The organism is Kitasatospora sp. NPDC022785, from assembly GCF_055561295.1.
The window spans coordinates 544,395-560,589 of record NZ_JBVHHB010000001.1 but is presented as its reverse complement, the minus strand read 5'-3'; the positions used below and the strand labels follow the sequence as shown (position 1 = coordinate 560,589).

Genomic DNA, 16,195 nt, shown 5'->3' with positions numbered 1-16,195 from the left:
GTTGATTCTCCGGACCGCCGCCGCCTCAGCCGACCGCCGCGCGCGCCTCGTCCACCGACCGCAGGACGGCCTTCGCATCGGCGCCGGCGGCGAGGGCGGCGGCCTCGTCCAGCAGCGCGAGCGCCTCGCCGGGGCGCCCCTCGCCGGCGGTGAGGTACGCGAGCCCGACCAGGTTGGCGGCGACGCCCGAGGGGAAGCCGAGTTCGCGCCGCAGCCGCGTGGACTCCTCCAGCAAGGCGCGGGCGTCGTCCAGCTCCCCGGCCATGTGGGCGGCGATGCCGAGGTGGCGCAACGCGTAGGAGAGCGTGCGGTGGTCGCCGGCGGCGGTCGCGAGGTCGCGCGAGCGGCGGAGGGAGGGGAGGGCGGAGTCGTGGTCCCCCTGGACCACCTGGTGGTAGACGCCGGTCCAGAACTCTGCCTCGGCCTCGCCGCGTTGGTCACCGAGGGCAAGGTAGAGGTGGGACGCGCGCTCGAAGAACGCCAATTCGGCGGCTTCGGCGGTGCGTTGCTGAAGGAACCGGGCGTGGAGGACACGCCCCCGGGCGAGCGCGAGGTCCGCTTCGACGGCGTCCAGCTCGCGGTCGGCGGTGGGAAGGACGTCCGTCTCACCACCGAACGTGGCACGGTCGCAGAGAAGTTGGGCCCACTCGATTCGCTCGTCCATGGCCGTGAGCCTATGCGTTGAGCAGGATGGCGGGTCGGGCCGGGCCCAGAGGAGGATGGTGGTGAGGTCACCCTCGCTCAGCTCGTGTCCCCAGGCGGAGGAGAGTCCGCGAACGAATCGGAGCCCGGGGCCCAAGTCACCTGGAAGTCCGAGCAGCCGACCGGGCACAGGTAGGCCCGGGTCGTACACCTCGATAAGGAGACCGGGCAGGGCCGAGTGCCCGAACGGCACGTCGATCAGGAGGTGTCCGGGCACGCGCGGACGGAGCACGGTGTGGGTGGCCCCGGGCGGCGCGCGGAAAGCGAACCGCCCGGGTGGCCCCGACCGTCAGAACAGTGCGTCGGCGAGCCGGTCGACCTGGTCGGCGTCCGAGGCCCAGCAGTACAGCACCACCTCGTCGGCCCCGATGGCGCGGTAGCCCTCCACCGTCGTCCGGATCGCCTCCGGCGTCGTGAGCAGGCTGTTGGCCATGTACTCGGCGCGGCCGGTGAAGGCGTAGTAGTCGTGGAGGTTGCGGCGGGCGCTCTCGACCGTGGCCTCCGGGCCGAGCGCCACGGACGTCTGGGCGACCAGCCGTGGCCGGCCGGGGCGCTCGTGCCGCTCCCAGGCCGCCTCGGCCTGCCGGTACAGGCCGTCCATGATCCGCGGAGGCAGCGCGGCGCCGAGGAAGCCGTCCCCGAACCGGCCGACCCGTTCGATCGCCGCCGGTGCGAAGCCGCCGAACAGCACCTCCGGGCCGCCGGGCGTCGCGGGCGTGGGCCCGATGGGGCCGATCTCCTCGCCGTACGGCTCACCGGACCAGGCCCTTCGTAGCAGGGCCATCTGCTCGTCGAGGCGGCGGCCGCGACGGCGCAGGTCGATACCGGCAGCGCGACAGTCGTCCTCACGGCCGCCGACGCCGATGCCGAGGGTGAGCCGGCCGCCGGAGAGGCGGTCGAGGGTCGCGGTCTGTTTGGCGAGCAGCGCGGTGTTGTGGTGGGGCGCGATCAGCACCTCGGTCTGGACGCGGATGCGGGACGTCGCTCCGGCCAGGGTGGCGAGGGTGACCAGCGGTTCGGGGTTGTCGTAGACGAGCCGGTCGAGCAGGCCGAGCGTGCTGAACGGGCCCGCGTCCGCGCGCCGGGCCCAGGTGAGCAGCCGGGCGGGGTCGTCGACGGGAAGGCCGAGGCCGATCTTCATGGGGTGAGACCTCCGGAGGGCATGCGGAATGTGCGTACCGCCCCTCCGTGGCACCGCGCGCTGTGCGCGGGCTTGCTCCCGTTCTGCGGCGTTCGTTCCAGAGAGCGTTGATCTCGTCAGAGTGCGGCCACCCTACGCACGGCGGCCACCACCGGGCAACGCCTTTTCCGGAACAGGTCCCGGGGCGGGTAGCCGGCCGGTTCGACTTCCCGGCCCGGGAGTTGGCGTGGAGGCGCTCGATAGGGTGCGGGCATGACACGCCACCTCGCCTTCGACGGCCTCTGCAACTTCCGTGACCTGGGCGGCTACTCGACAGCTGACGGCCGGTCGACCCGCTGGGGCCGGCTCTACCGCTCGGACTCGCTCGGGAAGCTCTCCTCCCCCGACGACCTGGAACGGTTCCGGGCGCTCGGCGTCGGGACCGTGATCGACCTGCGCTACCCCTGGGAGATCGCCCGCCGGGGGCGGATAGCCGAGCTGGACGGGGTGGCGTACCACAACCTCTCGATCGAGCACCGGCCGTACGACCAGGCCGAGATCGACCCGGAGCTCGACCCCTGGCGGTACCTGGCCGACCGGTTCGCCGAGGTGGCCGAGGACGGGGTGGTGGAGATCCGGGAGGTGCTGGAGGTGATCGCCGCGGCCGACCGACCGGTGGTGTTCCACTGCGCCTCGGGCAAGGACCGCACAGGGCTGATCGCCGCACTGGTGCTCACCCTGGTCGGGGTCTCCGAGGACGACGTGGCCGCGGACTTCGCGCTCACCGAGCTGGCCACCCCGCAGCTGGTGGCCGACTGGCACGCCTCCAACCCCGGGCGCGCGCTGCGCTGGCCGGGGTTCGGGCGCGCACCGGAGGACGTGATCCGGCACGTGCTCGCCGATCTGACCCGCGCCCACGGCTCGGTGCGCGCCTATGCCACCGGGAAACTCGGCATCGGCGAGGAGCTGATCGGCGACCTGCGCGAGCGACTGCTCGCCGGCTAGCGGACCAGGCCCGGTAGCGGACCAGGCCGGGGTCGACCGGCCGCCCCCGGCGCTCAGCGCCGGCGGGGGCGCCCCGACCGGGCGGGCCGGCCGCCGGCCTGCTGCTTGCGGCCGGGGTGGGCCGCGGCAGCGGTCGCCGTGGCGGGCCAGTGGCCGGGGCGGGTGAGCGACTCCGGCAGCCGGGTGGTGGCGTCGCCGCGCGCGGCGTTGAGCTGGGCCTGGGTGAGGAAGAGCGCCTCGGTGAGGTCGGCGCCCGCGAGGTTGGCGTCGCGCAGGTCCGCGCCGATCAGGTCGGCGAGGCGCAGGTCCGCGCCGGAGAGGTCGGCGGCGACCAGCAGGGCACCGCGCAGGTTGGCGCCGCGCAGGTCCGCGCCGCGCAGGCGGGCGCCGAACAGGTCGGCGCCGCGGTGCTCGCGTCGGCGGGGGACGGCGGCGCGGACGAGTTCGCTCGCCTTGAGCAGCAGCTCGGCCACGCCCTGCCGGTGCGCGGGGACGTCGACCGCGAGGATCTCCTCGGGCGTGCCGGCGGCGAGCCTCCCGGTCTCCTCCAGGGCCCGGCGCAGTTCGGCGTGGAGGGGGCGGGCCGGGGCGAAGGCGAGCGCCTCGGTGAGGTACCAGAGCAGCTCGTGCAGCTGCCGGACCACCGGGAACACCTCGAACATCTGCTGCGCGTCCGCCGGCTCCTCACGCCAGCTCCGGCCGCCGTAGGTGACCTGCGAGACGTGCTGGCCGGCGCCGAAGCAGTCGTAGACGGTGCAGCCCTGGAAGCCCCGGTCGCGCAGCTGGGCGTGGATGCCGCAGCCGAAGTCCGTCCGGAGGTTGCGGCAGGGGGTGCCGGCGGACTTGTCGACGGCGAAGTCGGCGCCGGCCGCGAACGGCAGCGCGACACAGCACAGCCCGAAGCAGCTCCCGCAGTCGGACAGCAGGTTCAGCGGCGCGGGCACGGGCGCAGTCGGGGAAACAGGCGTGGGCTCGGTCACTGTGCTGGGGTTCCTCCGGACGACGGGCGCCCGGCTGGTCCGGGGCCCCGGTAGAGCGTACCGACACCACCACCGCGCCCGCGGCGGACCGGGAACCAGGGGCCCGCTCACCCGGGAACCGGCGGCCCGCTCAGAGCAGTCCGTTAGTGTGGTCGGCCGGTGTCGGTTCGGTCTGTACGGAAATCGGGGGCACCGGAGACACCCGGAGCCACCGATCAGCGCCCGATCGCCAACCGGTCGGCAACCGATCACTGGAGGAGAGCAGGCATGTCCCGGCACGACGTGGCGGCGTACCCGGACACCGAGGACACCGGCGTCCCGGCTGCGCCGGCCGCGAGCCCCCGCTTCTCCCCCCGCGCCCGCACCGCCGCCCTCACCCTGCTCTGCTTCGCGGTCTGCCTCGGCATCGCCGCCCAGCAGTGGACCACCCTCCAGTTGGGCGGCTTCGACCTCGGCATCTTCGACCAGGGCGTACGCGGCTACGCGCACTTCGGTCTGCCGGTGTCGTCGCTGAAGAGCTTCCACCACGAGTTCCCCCCGGGCTTCTCACTCCTCGGCGACCACTTCTCGCCGGTGATCGCGCTGATGGCACCGCTCTACTGGCTCTGGGACGACCCGCGCTCCCTCCTGCTCGGCCAGGCGCTCTGCTTCGCGGCCGGCGTGCCGCTGATCCGCCGGGTGGCGGACCGCTGCTTCGCCGACGCCGACCCGCGGACCGCCCGCCGCGCCGCCGACCTGGCGGGGCTCGCGTACGGGCTGGGCTGGCCGCTGCTGGTGGCCTCGCGCGGCGGGTTCCACGAGGTGGCGTTCGCCGTGCCGCTCACCCTGCTGATGCTGGAGCGCGGGATGGCCCGCCGCTACGGCACGGCCGCGCTGGCCGGGCTGCTGCTCTGCTGCACCAAGGAGGACATGGGCCTCGCGGTCGGCGCGTACGGGCTGGTCCTGCTCCTGCGGGCCCGCCGGGACGAGGACCGTCGGCGCCGCCGGCAGACCGCCCGCTGGGGCGCCGGTCTCCTGCTGGGCGGGCCGCTGGCGGCCGCGGTCGCGATCGGTTGGCTGATCCCGGCGATGGGCGGGGTGCCGGGCTACTACTGGAACTACCAGTCGCTGGGCGAGGACGGCGGCTCCGCGGTCTCCAACGTCCTCGGCGACCCGACCCTCCTCTTCTCCACGCTGTTCGACGCGCCGCTCAAGCCGCTGCTGCTGCTCTGGATCTTCGGCACCCTGTTCCTCCTCCCCCTCCGCTCGGCGACGGTGCTCTGCGCCGTCCCGCTGCTCGCGGAGCGGGTGCTCTCCAGCAACCCGAACCACTGGTCGATCGCCCGGCACTACGACGCGTTCCTCTGGCCGATCCTGCTGGTGGCCGCGCTGGAGGTGCTGGGCCGCTGCCACGCCGGCGCGCTGACCCGCCGGCTCGGCGTGGCGGCGGCGGCCGTGACGGTCGCGGCGGCGCTGCCGCTGGGGGCGGCGAACCTGTTCGTCCCCGCCTACTGGGAGGCGAAGCCCAGCGGGGCGGCACTGCTCCGGGGTGCCGGGCAGATTCCGGACGGCGCCACCGTCGAGGCCGACAACCAGGCCGCGCCGCGGCTCTCCGCCCGTACCGACGTCGTGCTGGTGGACGAGAAGCCGCGCGGGCGCGAGTACGTGCTGATCCGCTCGGACAAGCGCGCGTTCCCGTTCAAGACCGACCGCGAGCAGGCGGCCCGGATCGAGCTGCTGCTGGCGCACGGCTACCGGCAGATCTGGGCCGAGGACGGCGTCGTGCTGCTGCACCGGGAGAGCTCCGAGCCGGTGCCCGGCGAGCACGTCCCCGGGCCGGGCAGCACCCCGTACCAGGACGAGGTGCCGAGCGACGTGGGGCACAACCTCTTCCGCGGCTGACCCACCCGGACCGCCCGAAGGCCGGCCCACCGGACCGCCCGGGCCGGTCCACCGGACCGCGGGAGATCCGGACTCAGCCCTCCGACGGCTCGCGCGACTCGTACGGCAGCAGCTCGGCGCGCTTCGGCGGCCGGCCGTCGCCGGAGGAGCGCCCGGTGAGGCGGCGGCCGACCCAGGGGCCGAGGTGGGTGCGGGCCCAGCGGGCGTCGGCGGCCAGCTTCTCGGTGCGGCTGCGCGGCGCGGCGGCCGGCAGCGGGGCGCGCCAGTCGGACGAGGCCGGACGGCCGAGCGACTCCAGCACCGCCTCGGCGACCCGGCGGTGGCCCTCGGGCGAGAAGTGCAGGCGGTCCTCGGCCCAGAGCCGGCGGTCGTCGAAGCAGGGCGCGGAGAACAGGTCGACCACCGCGATGCCCGGGTCCTGGCCGAGCTCGTGCACGAAGGCCTTCATCCGCAGGATCGCCGGGAGGAGCCGGGCGCTGCCGGCCATCCGCCGGGTGGGGTCGGTACTGGTGAACATCACCACGGTCGCGCCGGTGGCGCGCAGCGCGGTGGCGGAGCGTCCGAGCAGGTCCTCGACCCGGGCGATGTCGCAGCGCGGGCGCAGCACGTCGTTGAGGCCGCCGGCCAGGGTGACCAGTTCGGCGCCCATCGCGGTGGCGGCGGGCAGCTGCTCGTCGTGGATCTGGCCGATGAGCTTGCCCCGGACGGCGAGGTTGGCGTACCGGAAGGCACCGGCGGGCTGCTCGGCGGCGAGGCGGTCGGCGACCCGGTCGGCCCAGCCGCGGTAGTGGCCGTCGGGGAGCAGCTCGTCGCACATGCCCTCGGTGAAGGAGTCCCCGAGGGCGAGGTAACTGGCGTAGCCCGTGTGGCCGGTGTGACCGGCGTGAGCGGGGTCTCCGGTGGGGGTCGTGGGCGCGGTGCGCGCGCTCTTCTCCGCTGTGTTCTCCATGGCCCGACGATCGTACGCGCAGGGCCCCGGCTCGCCGCGGCAGGCCTCCCCCTCTTCCGGCCCGGCGGGCGCCCGCCCGCCCCGGCCGTGGGACCACCGCGGCCGTCAGGCCGTCGGCGCCTCGAAGGGCGTCTTCACGGTGAACGCCTCCCCGGCGGGCCTAACCCGCCGGCACCACCGTGGCAGCGGTCGACTCGTGCCCGGCTCCTGCCGGTTGGCGCCCGGCCTCTGCCACTGCCCGCCGTTCCGCGACCGCCCCCGTGACCCAGTGCGCGCGCACCGCGTCCGTCGGCCGCTGCTCGCCGAGGGCTCCGAGGCCCCAGACCCCCAGTGCGTCGACCACCTGACGCAGCGTCGCGCCGCGCTCGGTGAGCTCGTAGACGGTGGCGTTGGCGGGGCGTTCCAGCCGACGGCGCAGGACCAGGCCTTCGCCCTCCAGCTGCTTGAGCCGCGCGGCGAGGATGTCGGTGGAGACGCCGGGGAGGTCGGCGTGCAGGTCCGTGTAGCGGCGCGGGCCGGCCAGGAGTTCACGGACGATCAGGAGGCTCCAGCGCTCCCCCACCGCGTCCAGGGCGCGGGCGACGGCGCAGTACTGGTCGTAGCTTCGGCGTGACATGTGGATCAGCATAGCCAAAAGGTTGGACTTTCCAAGTGCTTACTTGGTAGAACAAAGCAACCAGGAACCATGCGGGGTGACGGTCGGGAGGCCGCAGATGGAGTTTCGGCAGTCCAGCAAGCTGACGGACGTGTGTTACGAGATCCGGGGCCCGGTGGTCGACCGGGCCAACGCCCTGGAGGAGGCCGGGCACAGCGTGCTGCGGCTGAACACGGGGAACCCGGCGACGTTCGGCTTCGAGGCGCCGGAAGAGATCATCCAGGACATCATCCGCAACCTGCCCAACGCGCACGGCTACAGCGACTCCCGCGGCATCCTGCCGGCCCGTCGCGCCGTCGTGCAGTACTACCAGCAGCGCGGCGTCAACGGGGTCACCGTCAACGACGTCTACCTCGGCAACGGCGTCTCCGAGCTGATCCAGATGGCCGTCACGGCGCTGGTGGACGACGGCGACGAGGTGCTCGTCCCGATGCCGGACTACCCGCTCTGGACGGCCGTGGTCCGGCTGGCCGGCGGCAAGGCCGTCCACTACGCGTGCGACGAGCAGGCCGAGTGGTACCCCGACCTCGACGACATCGCGGCCAAGATCACCGCTCGCACCAAGGCCATCGTCGTCATCAACCCCAACAACCCGACCGGCGCGGTCTACCCGAAGGAGCTGCTGGAGGGCATCCTCGACCTCGCCCGCCGGCACCACCTGATGGTCCTGGCCGACGAGATCTACGACAAGATCCTCTACGACGGCACCGAGCACCACTGCCTGGCCGCCCTCGCCGAGGACGTGCTCACCCTCACCTTCAACGGCCTCTCCAAGTCCTACCGGGTGGCCGGCTTCCGCAGCGGCTGGCTGGTCGTCTCCGGGCCCAAGCAGCTCGCCTCGGACTACCTGGAGGGGCTCACCATGCTCTCCGGCATGCGGCTTTGCCCCAACGTCCCGGCCCAGTACGCCGTCCAGGCCGCGCTCGGCGGCCATCAGTCCATCAACGACCTCGTGCTGCCCACCGGCAGGCTCGCCGAGCAGCGCGACGTCGCGTTCAAGGCGCTCAACGAGATCCCCGGCGTCAGCTGCGTCAAGCCCAAGGGTGCGCTGTACGCGTTCGCCAAGCTGGACCCGGCCGTACACAGGATCGTCGACGACGAGCAGTTCGTGCTGGACCTGCTGCTCCGCGAGAAGATCCACGTCGTCCAGGGCACCGGCTTCAACTGGCCCCGGCCGGACCACTTCCGCTTCGTCACCCTCCCCCGCGCCGACGACCTGGAGACGGCGATCAACCGCATCGGCCGCTTCCTCACCAGCTACCGCCAGGTCTGACGCCCCGCCGCCGGTTCCGACCGGGGCAACCCGTACGACTCGTAGGCTTGGCGGCCATGACCGTCCTTCGCTCCGCCGCCCTGTTCGCCCTCGCCGCGCTCGCCGAGATCGGCGGCTGCTGGCTGGTCTGGCAGAGCGTGCGCGAGTCCCGGCCGTGGTGGCTGGCCGGGATCGGGGTGGTGGTGCTCGGCGGGTACGGCTTCGTCGCCGCGCTTCAGCCGGACAGTCACTTCGGCCGGGTGCTGGCCGCGTACGGCGGCGTCTTCGTGGCCGGCTCGCTGCTCTGGGGCGTGGCGGTGGACGGGTTCCGGCCGAGCCGCTACGACGTGGCCGGGGCGCTGATCTGCCTGGCCGGGGTCGCCGTGATCATGTACGGCCCCCGCCGCTGACCGGCCGGGCGGGCGGCGCCGGCCCCCGACACCGCCCGCCTGCCTGCCTGCCCGCTACTTGACGCCGGCCGCCGCGCAGGCGTCCGCGTACTGCGGGGTGCAGATCTCGGTGGCCTTGTACAGGCCGCCGCCGACCACCGTGGCCTGCACCTTCGCCTTGGTCACCACGATCGGGGTGAGCAGCAGCGCGGGAATGCGCAGCCCGCCGCTGTCGACCGCCGCACTGGCGGAGGAGCTGATGTCCATGCCCTTCAGCAGCTGGACGGCGATACTCCCCGCGGCGTCCGTCTCCGGCTTGTACGGCTTGTAGACGGTGTAGGTCTGCTCGCCCGAGATCACCCGGCGCACCGCGTCGAGGGAGGCGTCCTGGCCGCCGACCGGGACGTTCCTGATCCCGGCCGCCTTCAGCGCCTCGATGACGGAGGCGGCCATGCCGTCGTTGGCGGCGTACACGGCCTGGAAGCCGTCCTTGCCGAGGGTACGGATGGCCTCGTTCATCTTCGCCGTGGCCACCTCCGGCTTCCACTCGCCGGACTGCTCGTAGACGATCTTCTTGACCTTCTCATCGAGCGCCCGGTGCGCGCCGGCCTTGAACATCGCCGCGTTGGGGTCGGACTCGGCGCCGTTGATCATCACGACCGAGGCGGCGGAGGCCTTCGGGCCGAGCGCCTCCAGCAGGGCCTGGCCCTGGATCTCGCCGGTGCGCTGGTTGTCGAAGGAGACGTACGCGGCGACCTTGCCCTCGGCCAGCCGGTCGTAGGCGATGACCTTCGCGCCCTTGGCGGCGGCGGCCTCGACCCAGGGAGCGGTGACCTTGGCGTTCACCGGGTCGAGCAGGATGACCTTGACGCCCTTGGCCAGCAGGTCGTCGAACTGCTGCTTCTGGGCGGCCTCGTTGCCGTCCGCGTTGGCGTAGTCGACGACGCACCCGGTGCACAGCGACCCGACCGTGGACTCGATCAGCGGCTTGTCGAAGGCCTCGTACCGGGTGGAGGACGTCTTCTCGGGCAGCAGCAGACCGACGGTCGTGCTCCCCACACCGTCGGACCGGGTTCCTCCGTCGCTCTGGCCGCAGGCTGCGAGGGCGAGGGCCAGCGACACGGCTGCCGTGCCTGCGGCCGCGCGACGGGTCGTTCTCTTCATGGTGGGGCGTGCCTCCTGACTGCGCCGCGGCGTTGCGGCAGAGGACGGAGTCAATCCCCGACTGGCACTCCCGTCAATAACTGAATGGACAACTCGTTATCCAGCTGCTCGATTCGTTATGAAGTGAAGATCGTGCGGACATCAGCGCAGACAGTGACAATGGCGGTCACGACACCGCCACCCGTATACATCAACTCTTCAACAGGGAAAGGCCATCGGGGCGGAATCCGCGGACCTCGGGAGGCTGCCGGCCGGGCCGTCTTCCCGGCGCCGGCCGGACATAGGGTGGGCGCGACCGCGCCGCCGCTAGCGAAGGACGAGACGACGATGGCGAAACCACCCGAGGTGGGCGCCCCCGCGCCCGAGTTCACCCTGCCCGGACTGCTGCTGGACGAGCAGAGCGGCACCGCCGAGCGCCGCGAGTACCGGCTCGCCGAGGCGAAGGGCAGCCCGCTGGTGCTGGTCTTCTACCCGGGCGACGACACCCCGGTCTGCACGAAGCAGCTCTGCTCGTACAGCTCCGACCTGGACCGGTTCCGCGGGCTCGGCGCCACCGTGTGGGGCATCAGCCCCCAGGGGCTGGACAGCCACGAGCAGTTCGCCCGCAAGCACCGCCTCGGTTTCCCGCTGCTCGCCGACCCGGAGCGGACGGTGGTCCGCGCGTACGGCATCGCGGTGCCCGGGCTCGGGCTGCGCCGGTCGGTGTTCGTCCTGGACGGCGACGGCACGGTCCGCTGGAAGCACGTCGCCCTGGCCGGGCTGACCTTCCAGCACAGCGACACCCTCGCGGAGCAGCTGGCCTCCCTCTGATCCACCGGCGGGGCCGTTCGAGCGGCTGGTCCGCCGACCCTGATCCACCGGCGGGGCCGCGCGAGCGGTTGGGCCGCCGACACCGATCCGCCCGCGGGGCCGCGCGAGCGGTTGGTCCGCCGACACCGATCCGCCCGCGGGGCCGCGCGAGCGGTTGGTCCGCCGACACCGATCCGCCGGTGGTGATCCGCTCACGCGGATACGCCGGTGGCCCGGCCGGGGGTTCCCGGCCGGGCCACCGGAGCGGCTCCGGGCTGCCTACCAGCCCCAGCCGCCGCCCTCGCCGTCGTCGTCGGTCTTGCTGTCCCAGCCCTCGCCGACCTTGCGCAGGATGGTGTAGTGGTCGACCTGCGTGCCGTTCTCGGCCAGCGCGGTCACCTTCATGGACGACTTCTGGCCCAGGTGGGCCGGGGTGACGTCGACCTTGATGAAGGAGTAGCCGGTGTAGCGGACCCGGGACCACTCGACCTTCTCGGTCACCTTCACCCCGCCCTTGGCGAAGTGGAAGGTGTCCACCGAGTCGAGGCGGTGCTCGTGACCCTCGTAGGTGTCGGGGGCGTCGAAGCTGTAAAGGCTGCGGCCGGCCGCGCCCGCCGTCACGTAGACGACGCCGTCGGTGGCGGGCTCGACGGTGGCGCCGCTCGGCACCGCCTTGGAGACCTTGTTGCCGAGGATCGCGTCGGTGCGCTCGTAGACGTGGTTGTGACCGTTGATCACCAGATCCACCCGGTACTTCTCGAACAGCGGCACCCAGGCCTCGCGGACGCCGCCCTCGGAGGCGTGCTGGTGGGTGGTGGAGAAGGCGCAGTGGTGGAAGAAGACCACGATGAAGTCGACGGTCTCGTCGTTCCGCAGGTCCTTGAGGGTCCGCTGCAGCCACTTGGTCTGCCGGCCCGCCGAGATGCCCAGGTTGGCCGGGATCTCGTACGAGACGTCGTTGGCGTCCAGCGAGATGACGCCGACGTTCTTGTAGCGGAAGCTGTAGACCCCGGGGACGGTCCGCGGGTCCGGGCCGTTGTCCGGCAGGTAGAAGCGGTTGTTCTCGCCGCCGTACCCGTTGTGCGAGTACCAGGCCTCCATGTCGTGGTTGCCGTAGGAGACCATCCACGGCACCTTCGACGCCACGGTCTCGGTCTGGACGAGGAAGTCGTCCCAGGTACGGGCGTTGTAGACCGACTTGTCCGGGTCCGTGCCGGAGCCGGCCGGGTCGGCGTAGCAGATGTCGCCGGCGTGCAGGTGGAAGGCCGGGTTCTGGGCCAGGATGACGTGGTCGTTGCCGGCCGCGTGCGCGCTGACGCCCTGGTCGCCGAAGGCGGTGAACGTGAACGGCTCGTACACCTTGCCCCAGCGGTGGTCGCGCGAGGGCGCGGTGCGGAAGGTGCTGAGGGTGGAGATCGCCTGCTGCGAGGCGGGGTCGAAGCCCTGGTGGCCGACACCGTAGTAGTAGGTGGTGTCGGGCTGGAGGTCCTCCAGCGCCACGTGCAGGTAGTACTGGTCCACCGGCTGGCCGGTCGGGGTCAGCGCGGGGGTGTGCAGGGCGCGCACCTCGGCCTGGACCTTCTGGCTGAGGTCCCACGGGTGCCGGCCGTAGCGCAGGAACGGCTTCTTCACCGGGGCCGGGACCTGCCAGGAGACCCGGAACTGGGTGTCCGGCTCGGGGCCGAAGGCGAGGTGACGGCCGATCGGGGCGACCAGCGATCCGTCGACGCCGTCGGCCGTGCCGCCCGTCAGCAGCTGCGGGGAGGCCGGCGCGGCGGTCGCGGTGCCGCTGCCCAGCGCACCGCCCACCGCCAGCGCGCCGACGGTGACGGCGCCGGCGCGCAGCATCCGGCGGCGGGAGAAGCGGGCCCGCAGGTACTCGTGCTGCTCGGCCATGCTCATGCGGTCGGCGAGCTTCGCGGGCACGCCCATGTTGGGGATATCCATGGGCGGGACTCTTCCAGCGGTGTGTAGACCGCACACGGACGCGCGGTGAACGGGCACCGGCGTGCCGGTCAGTCGAACGCCAATGTTCGACCATGCTTCGGCAAAGCCTCGGTGCGTGTGCCGACCGGCCGGGATCATCCCTCCCGGCCCGGTCCCTGACGCACCCGCACGTGCCGGCCGTTCAGCTCGTCACGCCGTCAGCCCGGCCGGGCGGTCACGCCGTCAGCCGGTCAGGAGGTCTCGTCCCAGGTGGAGGGGGCGCGGTTGCCGGTGCCGTCGCAGGTGCGGCAGATCTCGTCGCGGTAGGCGTGTTTGGCACCGGCCGCGTCGACCCGGTAGCGGACGTAGACGCCGGTGCCGTCACAGAGGAAGCAGTTGCCGCCCCCGCCGCCGACCTCGGTGGTGCCGGTGCCCTGGCAGGTGCGGCAGCTGAGCCCGGCGGTACGGCCGGTGCCCGCGCAGATACGGCAGACCGTGGTCACGTGATTCCTCCCAAGCCGGGGCGCCCCAGGAAATGGTAGTGCCCCGGCCAACCGCGCGGACCGCCCCGGAACCGGCCCGCGATCAGCCGGCGGCCGGCACGGGCCGGCCCGCGATCGGCACCGGGTGTCCCGCGGCCGGCAGCGGCCCGCCCGCGTCCGGCGCCGGACGACCTGCCGTCCGTACAACGCAGCACCGGCTCAGCCCGGCAGGCCGTCCCGCACCCGGCGGGAGACGCTGATCTGCTGGAGGTCGAGCAGCCCGGGCGGCTCGGCGAGGCCGGGGCCGCCGGCGTGCACCCACTCGGCCACCTCCTCGACCATGTCGTCCGCCAGCACCCAGCCCAGCCAGACCGGGCGGCCGCCCGCCGCGCGGCCCTCGCTGGACGGGCCGACCACCACGACGTTGGAGTGCGCGCACGCGTCCAGGCATTTGACGGCCCGGACCTTGCCCGCCGCGCCGACCGCCTCGCGCAGCCGCTCGTACTGGCCGGCGTGGTCGACGCCGGGGTGCTTCTCCTGGGTGCCGCAGCAGCAGCCCCGGCAGACGGTGACGGTCACCGGGGCGGCCGGCCCCTTCGTCCCGGCACGCTCACGGTCCCGACGGCTCATCGCCTCTCACCCCTCCTCGTTCGGCAGGGCCCGTTGCCACGCCCGATCGCGCGGCAACCGCAGGCCGTTGCGGCCGACGATCACGGTGGAGCCCTCGTGCCCGGCGACGCCGAGCGGCAACGGCAGCGTACCTGCCACGACCCGGGCCGCCGGCACGGTGCCGAACGCCCGGGCGGTCACCGGGCGACCCTCCGCACCCGGCGGCCGGCGCCGGGCCGCCGCCCGACCGGCTCGACGGCTCAGGGGATCCGCCACTGCTGGTACTTGTTGCCCGGGGTGCAGGTGGTCATGGTGACCTGCGCGCCCGCGCCGTTGTCGGTCAGGCAGGTCGACCCCATGTAGTTCTTGAGGTAGTAGGTGCCCGAGGCGCCCGCGCCGACCACGGACCAGCTCTTCATGAAGCTGAACCCCGACGAGAGCAGCACCTTCTGGCTCGACTGGTTCGAGAAGTCGGTGTCCTGGACGAGGGCCGGGCTGCTCAGGTTGCACGGGTAGATCTGGTACCAGCCGCCCGGGTCCGGCGCCGAGCGCACCCAGCCGTAGGCGGTCGTCCCGCCCATGACGGCCGCCGCGCCCGCCGACGGGCTGTCGGTGGCCAGGCCGAGCTGCTGGCCGTCGGCCACGTTGACGATGGCGCCCCAGTTCGCGCCACCGCACCCGGGCGGCACGGTCGGCGTCGGCGGTTTGGAGGCCGGCGGGTTGGACGGCGGCTGGTTGGGGGCGGGCGCCGACGGGGCGGGCTGGGTGGGCGCCGGGGCGGGCGGGGGCGGCTGGTTGGGTGCGGGTGCACCCCCGCCACCCGCGTTCCCGCCACCCGCGTTGCCGCCCCCGGCGCTGCTGCCTCCGCCGCCGCTGCCGCCCGTCTTCGGCGCGGTGCCGCCCGATCCGCCGGAACCACCCGACGACCCGGTGCCGCCCGCCGCCGCCCCGCCACCGGGCTTCGGCGCCGGGGCCACGGGCTGGCCACCGGCGTTCGGAGCCGGCGCCACGGGCTGACCATCGCTGTTCGGCGCCGGGGTGGCCTCGGGCTGCGCCGTCGGCGGCGTGCCCGGCGTCGGCTCCCCCGCCGGTGGCGTGGTCGGGGCCGGCTCGGTCGGCGGCGTGCCGGCCGTCGACGGGCCGCTGACCGCGGGCGCCGACACCGAGGCAACGGGCTGCCCGCCGGGGGTCTGTGCCTGCGACTGGAACGGCCCCCGCTCGACCAGCAGGACGGTGGCGGCACTCGTGGTGACGACCACCGGGACGACGATCGGCACCAGGAAGCGACGCCACGTCCGGCGCGCGGCGGGCTCGGGGCTGGTCCGGGGCTCCACCCTGGCGACCTCGACGCCTGCGGCGCCGGCCGCCGGGGCCTCGGGGGCGGCCGGGGGGACGGGACGCACGACCGCCGCGACCGGCACCGACCGGTCGCCGACCGCTGCCCGTGCCGCGGCCGCCATGGCAGCCGCGTCGGCGAACCGGTCGCCGGGCTGCTTGGCCAGGGCCCGCGCCACGAACTCCCGTACCTCCCGCGGGAACTCCTCCGGCAGCTCCGGCGCCGGCTGCTGGACGTGCTTGAGAGCGACCTCGACCACGCTCTCGCCGGTGAACGGCGGTGAGCCGGTGAGCAGTTCGTAGCAGACCACGCCGATCGAGTAGAGGTCGGAGGCGGGTGTGACGCCCCCGCCCCCGGCCTGCTCGGGCGCCATGTACAGGGCGGTGCCGATCACCACGTTGGTCGCCGTGAGCGTGGTGCTCACGAGCGCCCGCGCGATGCCGAAGTCCGTCACCGTCACCCGGCCGTCCGCGCCCAGCATCAGGTTGGACGGCTTGACGTCGCGGTGCACGATCTCCTGCTGGTGCGCGGCGTGCAGGGCGTCGAGCGCCGTCGCGAGCAGGCCCAGGGCCAGCTCCGGCGCCATCGGACCGCCCTCGGCGAGGACCTTGTCCAGCGGACGCCCCTCGACGAGCTCCATCACGATGTAGGCGATCCGCTCGCCCTGGGCGCCGCCCTCGTCCGCGCCACCGCTCTCCCCGTAGTCGTGGACCTCCACGATGCCCGGGTGGCTGATCGCCGCGAGCAGCTGGGCCTCGCGCCGGAACCGCCGGGCGAACGTCCCCTCCTCCAGCAGCCCCGCGTGCAGGACCTTGACCGCGACCTGCCGCCCCAGTATTCGGTCGTCGGCGCGCCAGACGGCACCCATGCCCCCGCCGCCGATCCACTCGGTCAGTCTGTAGCGACCTCCGAGTACGGCCCCCCGACCAGTCATAACCTGCCCTCTCGCGAATCCC

The 16,195-nt window shown here is 73.5% G+C and carries 15 protein-coding genes and 1 pseudogene; 5 read left to right on the top strand and 11 right to left on the bottom strand.

Annotated elements, in window-relative coordinates; all coding sequences use genetic code 11:
- Positions 1-25: 25 nt before the first annotated feature.
- On the bottom strand, positions 26-664 hold the full coding sequence (locus ACZ3YO_RS02435; protein WP_465563739.1) for a tetratricopeptide repeat protein: 639 nt from the start codon (positions 662-664) through the stop codon (positions 26-28).
- Positions 665-991: 327 nt separating this feature from the next.
- A complete protein-coding gene (locus ACZ3YO_RS02430; protein WP_465563736.1) occupies positions 992-1,843 on the bottom strand; it encodes an LLM class flavin-dependent oxidoreductase in 852 nt (283 codons plus the stop codon).
- A gap of 252 nt (positions 1,844-2,095) precedes the next feature.
- Between ACZ3YO_RS02430 and ACZ3YO_RS02425 the strand changes: the two genes are divergently transcribed.
- Positions 2,096-2,827, top strand: coding sequence for a tyrosine-protein phosphatase (locus tag ACZ3YO_RS02425; RefSeq protein WP_465563734.1), 732 nt, complete (start codon positions 2,096-2,098; stop codon positions 2,825-2,827).
- A 53-nt stretch (positions 2,828-2,880) separates the two neighbouring features.
- Here ACZ3YO_RS02425 and ACZ3YO_RS02420 read toward each other — a convergent pair whose 3' ends face one another.
- Complete coding sequence (locus tag ACZ3YO_RS02420; protein WP_465563732.1) at positions 2,881-3,771, bottom strand: pentapeptide repeat-containing protein; 891 nt, start codon at positions 3,769-3,771, stop codon at positions 2,881-2,883.
- Between the two features lie 303 nt (positions 3,772-4,074).
- On the opposite strand from ACZ3YO_RS02420, the gene ACZ3YO_RS02415 reads away from it, so the two are divergent.
- Positions 4,075-5,688 (top strand): DUF2079 domain-containing protein, encoded by a 1,614-nt coding sequence (locus tag ACZ3YO_RS02415; RefSeq protein ID WP_465563729.1) that lies wholly within the window; start codon positions 4,075-4,077, stop codon positions 5,686-5,688.
- A 73-nt stretch (positions 5,689-5,761) separates the two neighbouring features.
- Here the strand turns inward: ACZ3YO_RS02415 and ACZ3YO_RS02410 are convergent, their stop codons facing one another.
- Positions 5,762-6,505, bottom strand: coding sequence for an SGNH/GDSL hydrolase family protein (locus ACZ3YO_RS02410; RefSeq protein ID WP_465564172.1), 744 nt, complete (start codon positions 6,503-6,505; stop codon positions 5,762-5,764).
- A gap of 331 nt (positions 6,506-6,836) precedes the next feature.
- Positions 6,837-7,253: pseudogene (locus ACZ3YO_RS02405) on the bottom strand (winged helix-turn-helix transcriptional regulator); the annotation flags it as partial.
- 97 nt (positions 7,254-7,350) lie between these two features.
- On the opposite strand from ACZ3YO_RS02405, the gene ACZ3YO_RS02400 reads away from it, so the two are divergent.
- The gene (locus ACZ3YO_RS02400) at positions 7,351-8,565 is read left to right on the top strand and encodes a pyridoxal phosphate-dependent aminotransferase (protein ID WP_465563726.1); all 1,215 of its coding nucleotides are present in this window, start codon (positions 7,351-7,353) and stop codon (positions 8,563-8,565) included.
- Positions 8,566-8,621: 56 nt separating this feature from the next.
- Entirely contained in the window at positions 8,622-8,954 is a 333-nt protein-coding gene (locus tag ACZ3YO_RS02395; RefSeq protein WP_465548308.1) for a YnfA family protein, read from the top strand.
- A 54-nt stretch (positions 8,955-9,008) separates the two neighbouring features.
- Here ACZ3YO_RS02395 and ACZ3YO_RS02390 read toward each other — a convergent pair whose 3' ends face one another.
- Positions 9,009-10,097, bottom strand: a complete 1,089-nt coding sequence (locus ACZ3YO_RS02390) for a sugar ABC transporter substrate-binding protein (protein WP_465563723.1) — start codon at positions 10,095-10,097, stop codon at positions 9,009-9,011.
- 327 nt (positions 10,098-10,424) lie between these two features.
- Here ACZ3YO_RS02390 and ACZ3YO_RS02385 point away from each other — a divergent pair, with 327 nt between their 5' ends.
- Entirely contained in the window at positions 10,425-10,907 is a 483-nt protein-coding gene (locus ACZ3YO_RS02385; protein ID WP_405359475.1) for a peroxiredoxin, read from the top strand.
- 258 nt (positions 10,908-11,165) lie between these two features.
- On the opposite strand, the gene ACZ3YO_RS02380 is transcribed toward ACZ3YO_RS02385, so the two are convergent.
- The 5 genes from ACZ3YO_RS02380 to ACZ3YO_RS02360 all read right to left on the bottom strand — a co-directional run bounded on the left by ACZ3YO_RS02380 (position 11,166) and on the right by ACZ3YO_RS02360 (position 16,173).
- Positions 11,166-12,833 (bottom strand): purple acid phosphatase family protein, encoded by a 1,668-nt coding sequence (locus ACZ3YO_RS02380; protein WP_465563720.1) that lies wholly within the window; start codon positions 12,831-12,833, stop codon positions 11,166-11,168.
- Positions 12,834-13,063: 230 nt separating this feature from the next.
- The gene (locus ACZ3YO_RS02375) at positions 13,064-13,315 is read right to left on the bottom strand and encodes a hypothetical protein (RefSeq protein WP_465563718.1); all 252 of its coding nucleotides are present in this window, start codon (positions 13,313-13,315) and stop codon (positions 13,064-13,066) included.
- Positions 13,316-13,513: 198 nt separating this feature from the next.
- Positions 13,514-13,924: a (2Fe-2S) ferredoxin domain-containing protein gene (locus ACZ3YO_RS02370; protein WP_396319187.1), complete on the bottom strand. Its 411-nt coding sequence runs from the start codon at positions 13,922-13,924 to the stop codon at positions 13,514-13,516.
- Between the two features lie 6 nt (positions 13,925-13,930).
- Positions 13,931-14,104, bottom strand: a complete 174-nt coding sequence (locus ACZ3YO_RS02365) for a hypothetical protein (RefSeq protein ID WP_465563715.1) — start codon at positions 14,102-14,104, stop codon at positions 13,931-13,933.
- Positions 14,105-14,163: 59 nt separating this feature from the next.
- Positions 14,164-16,173: a protein kinase domain-containing protein gene (locus tag ACZ3YO_RS02360; protein ID WP_465563712.1), complete on the bottom strand. Its 2,010-nt coding sequence runs from the start codon at positions 16,171-16,173 to the stop codon at positions 14,164-14,166.
- Positions 16,174-16,195 lie beyond the last annotated feature (22 nt).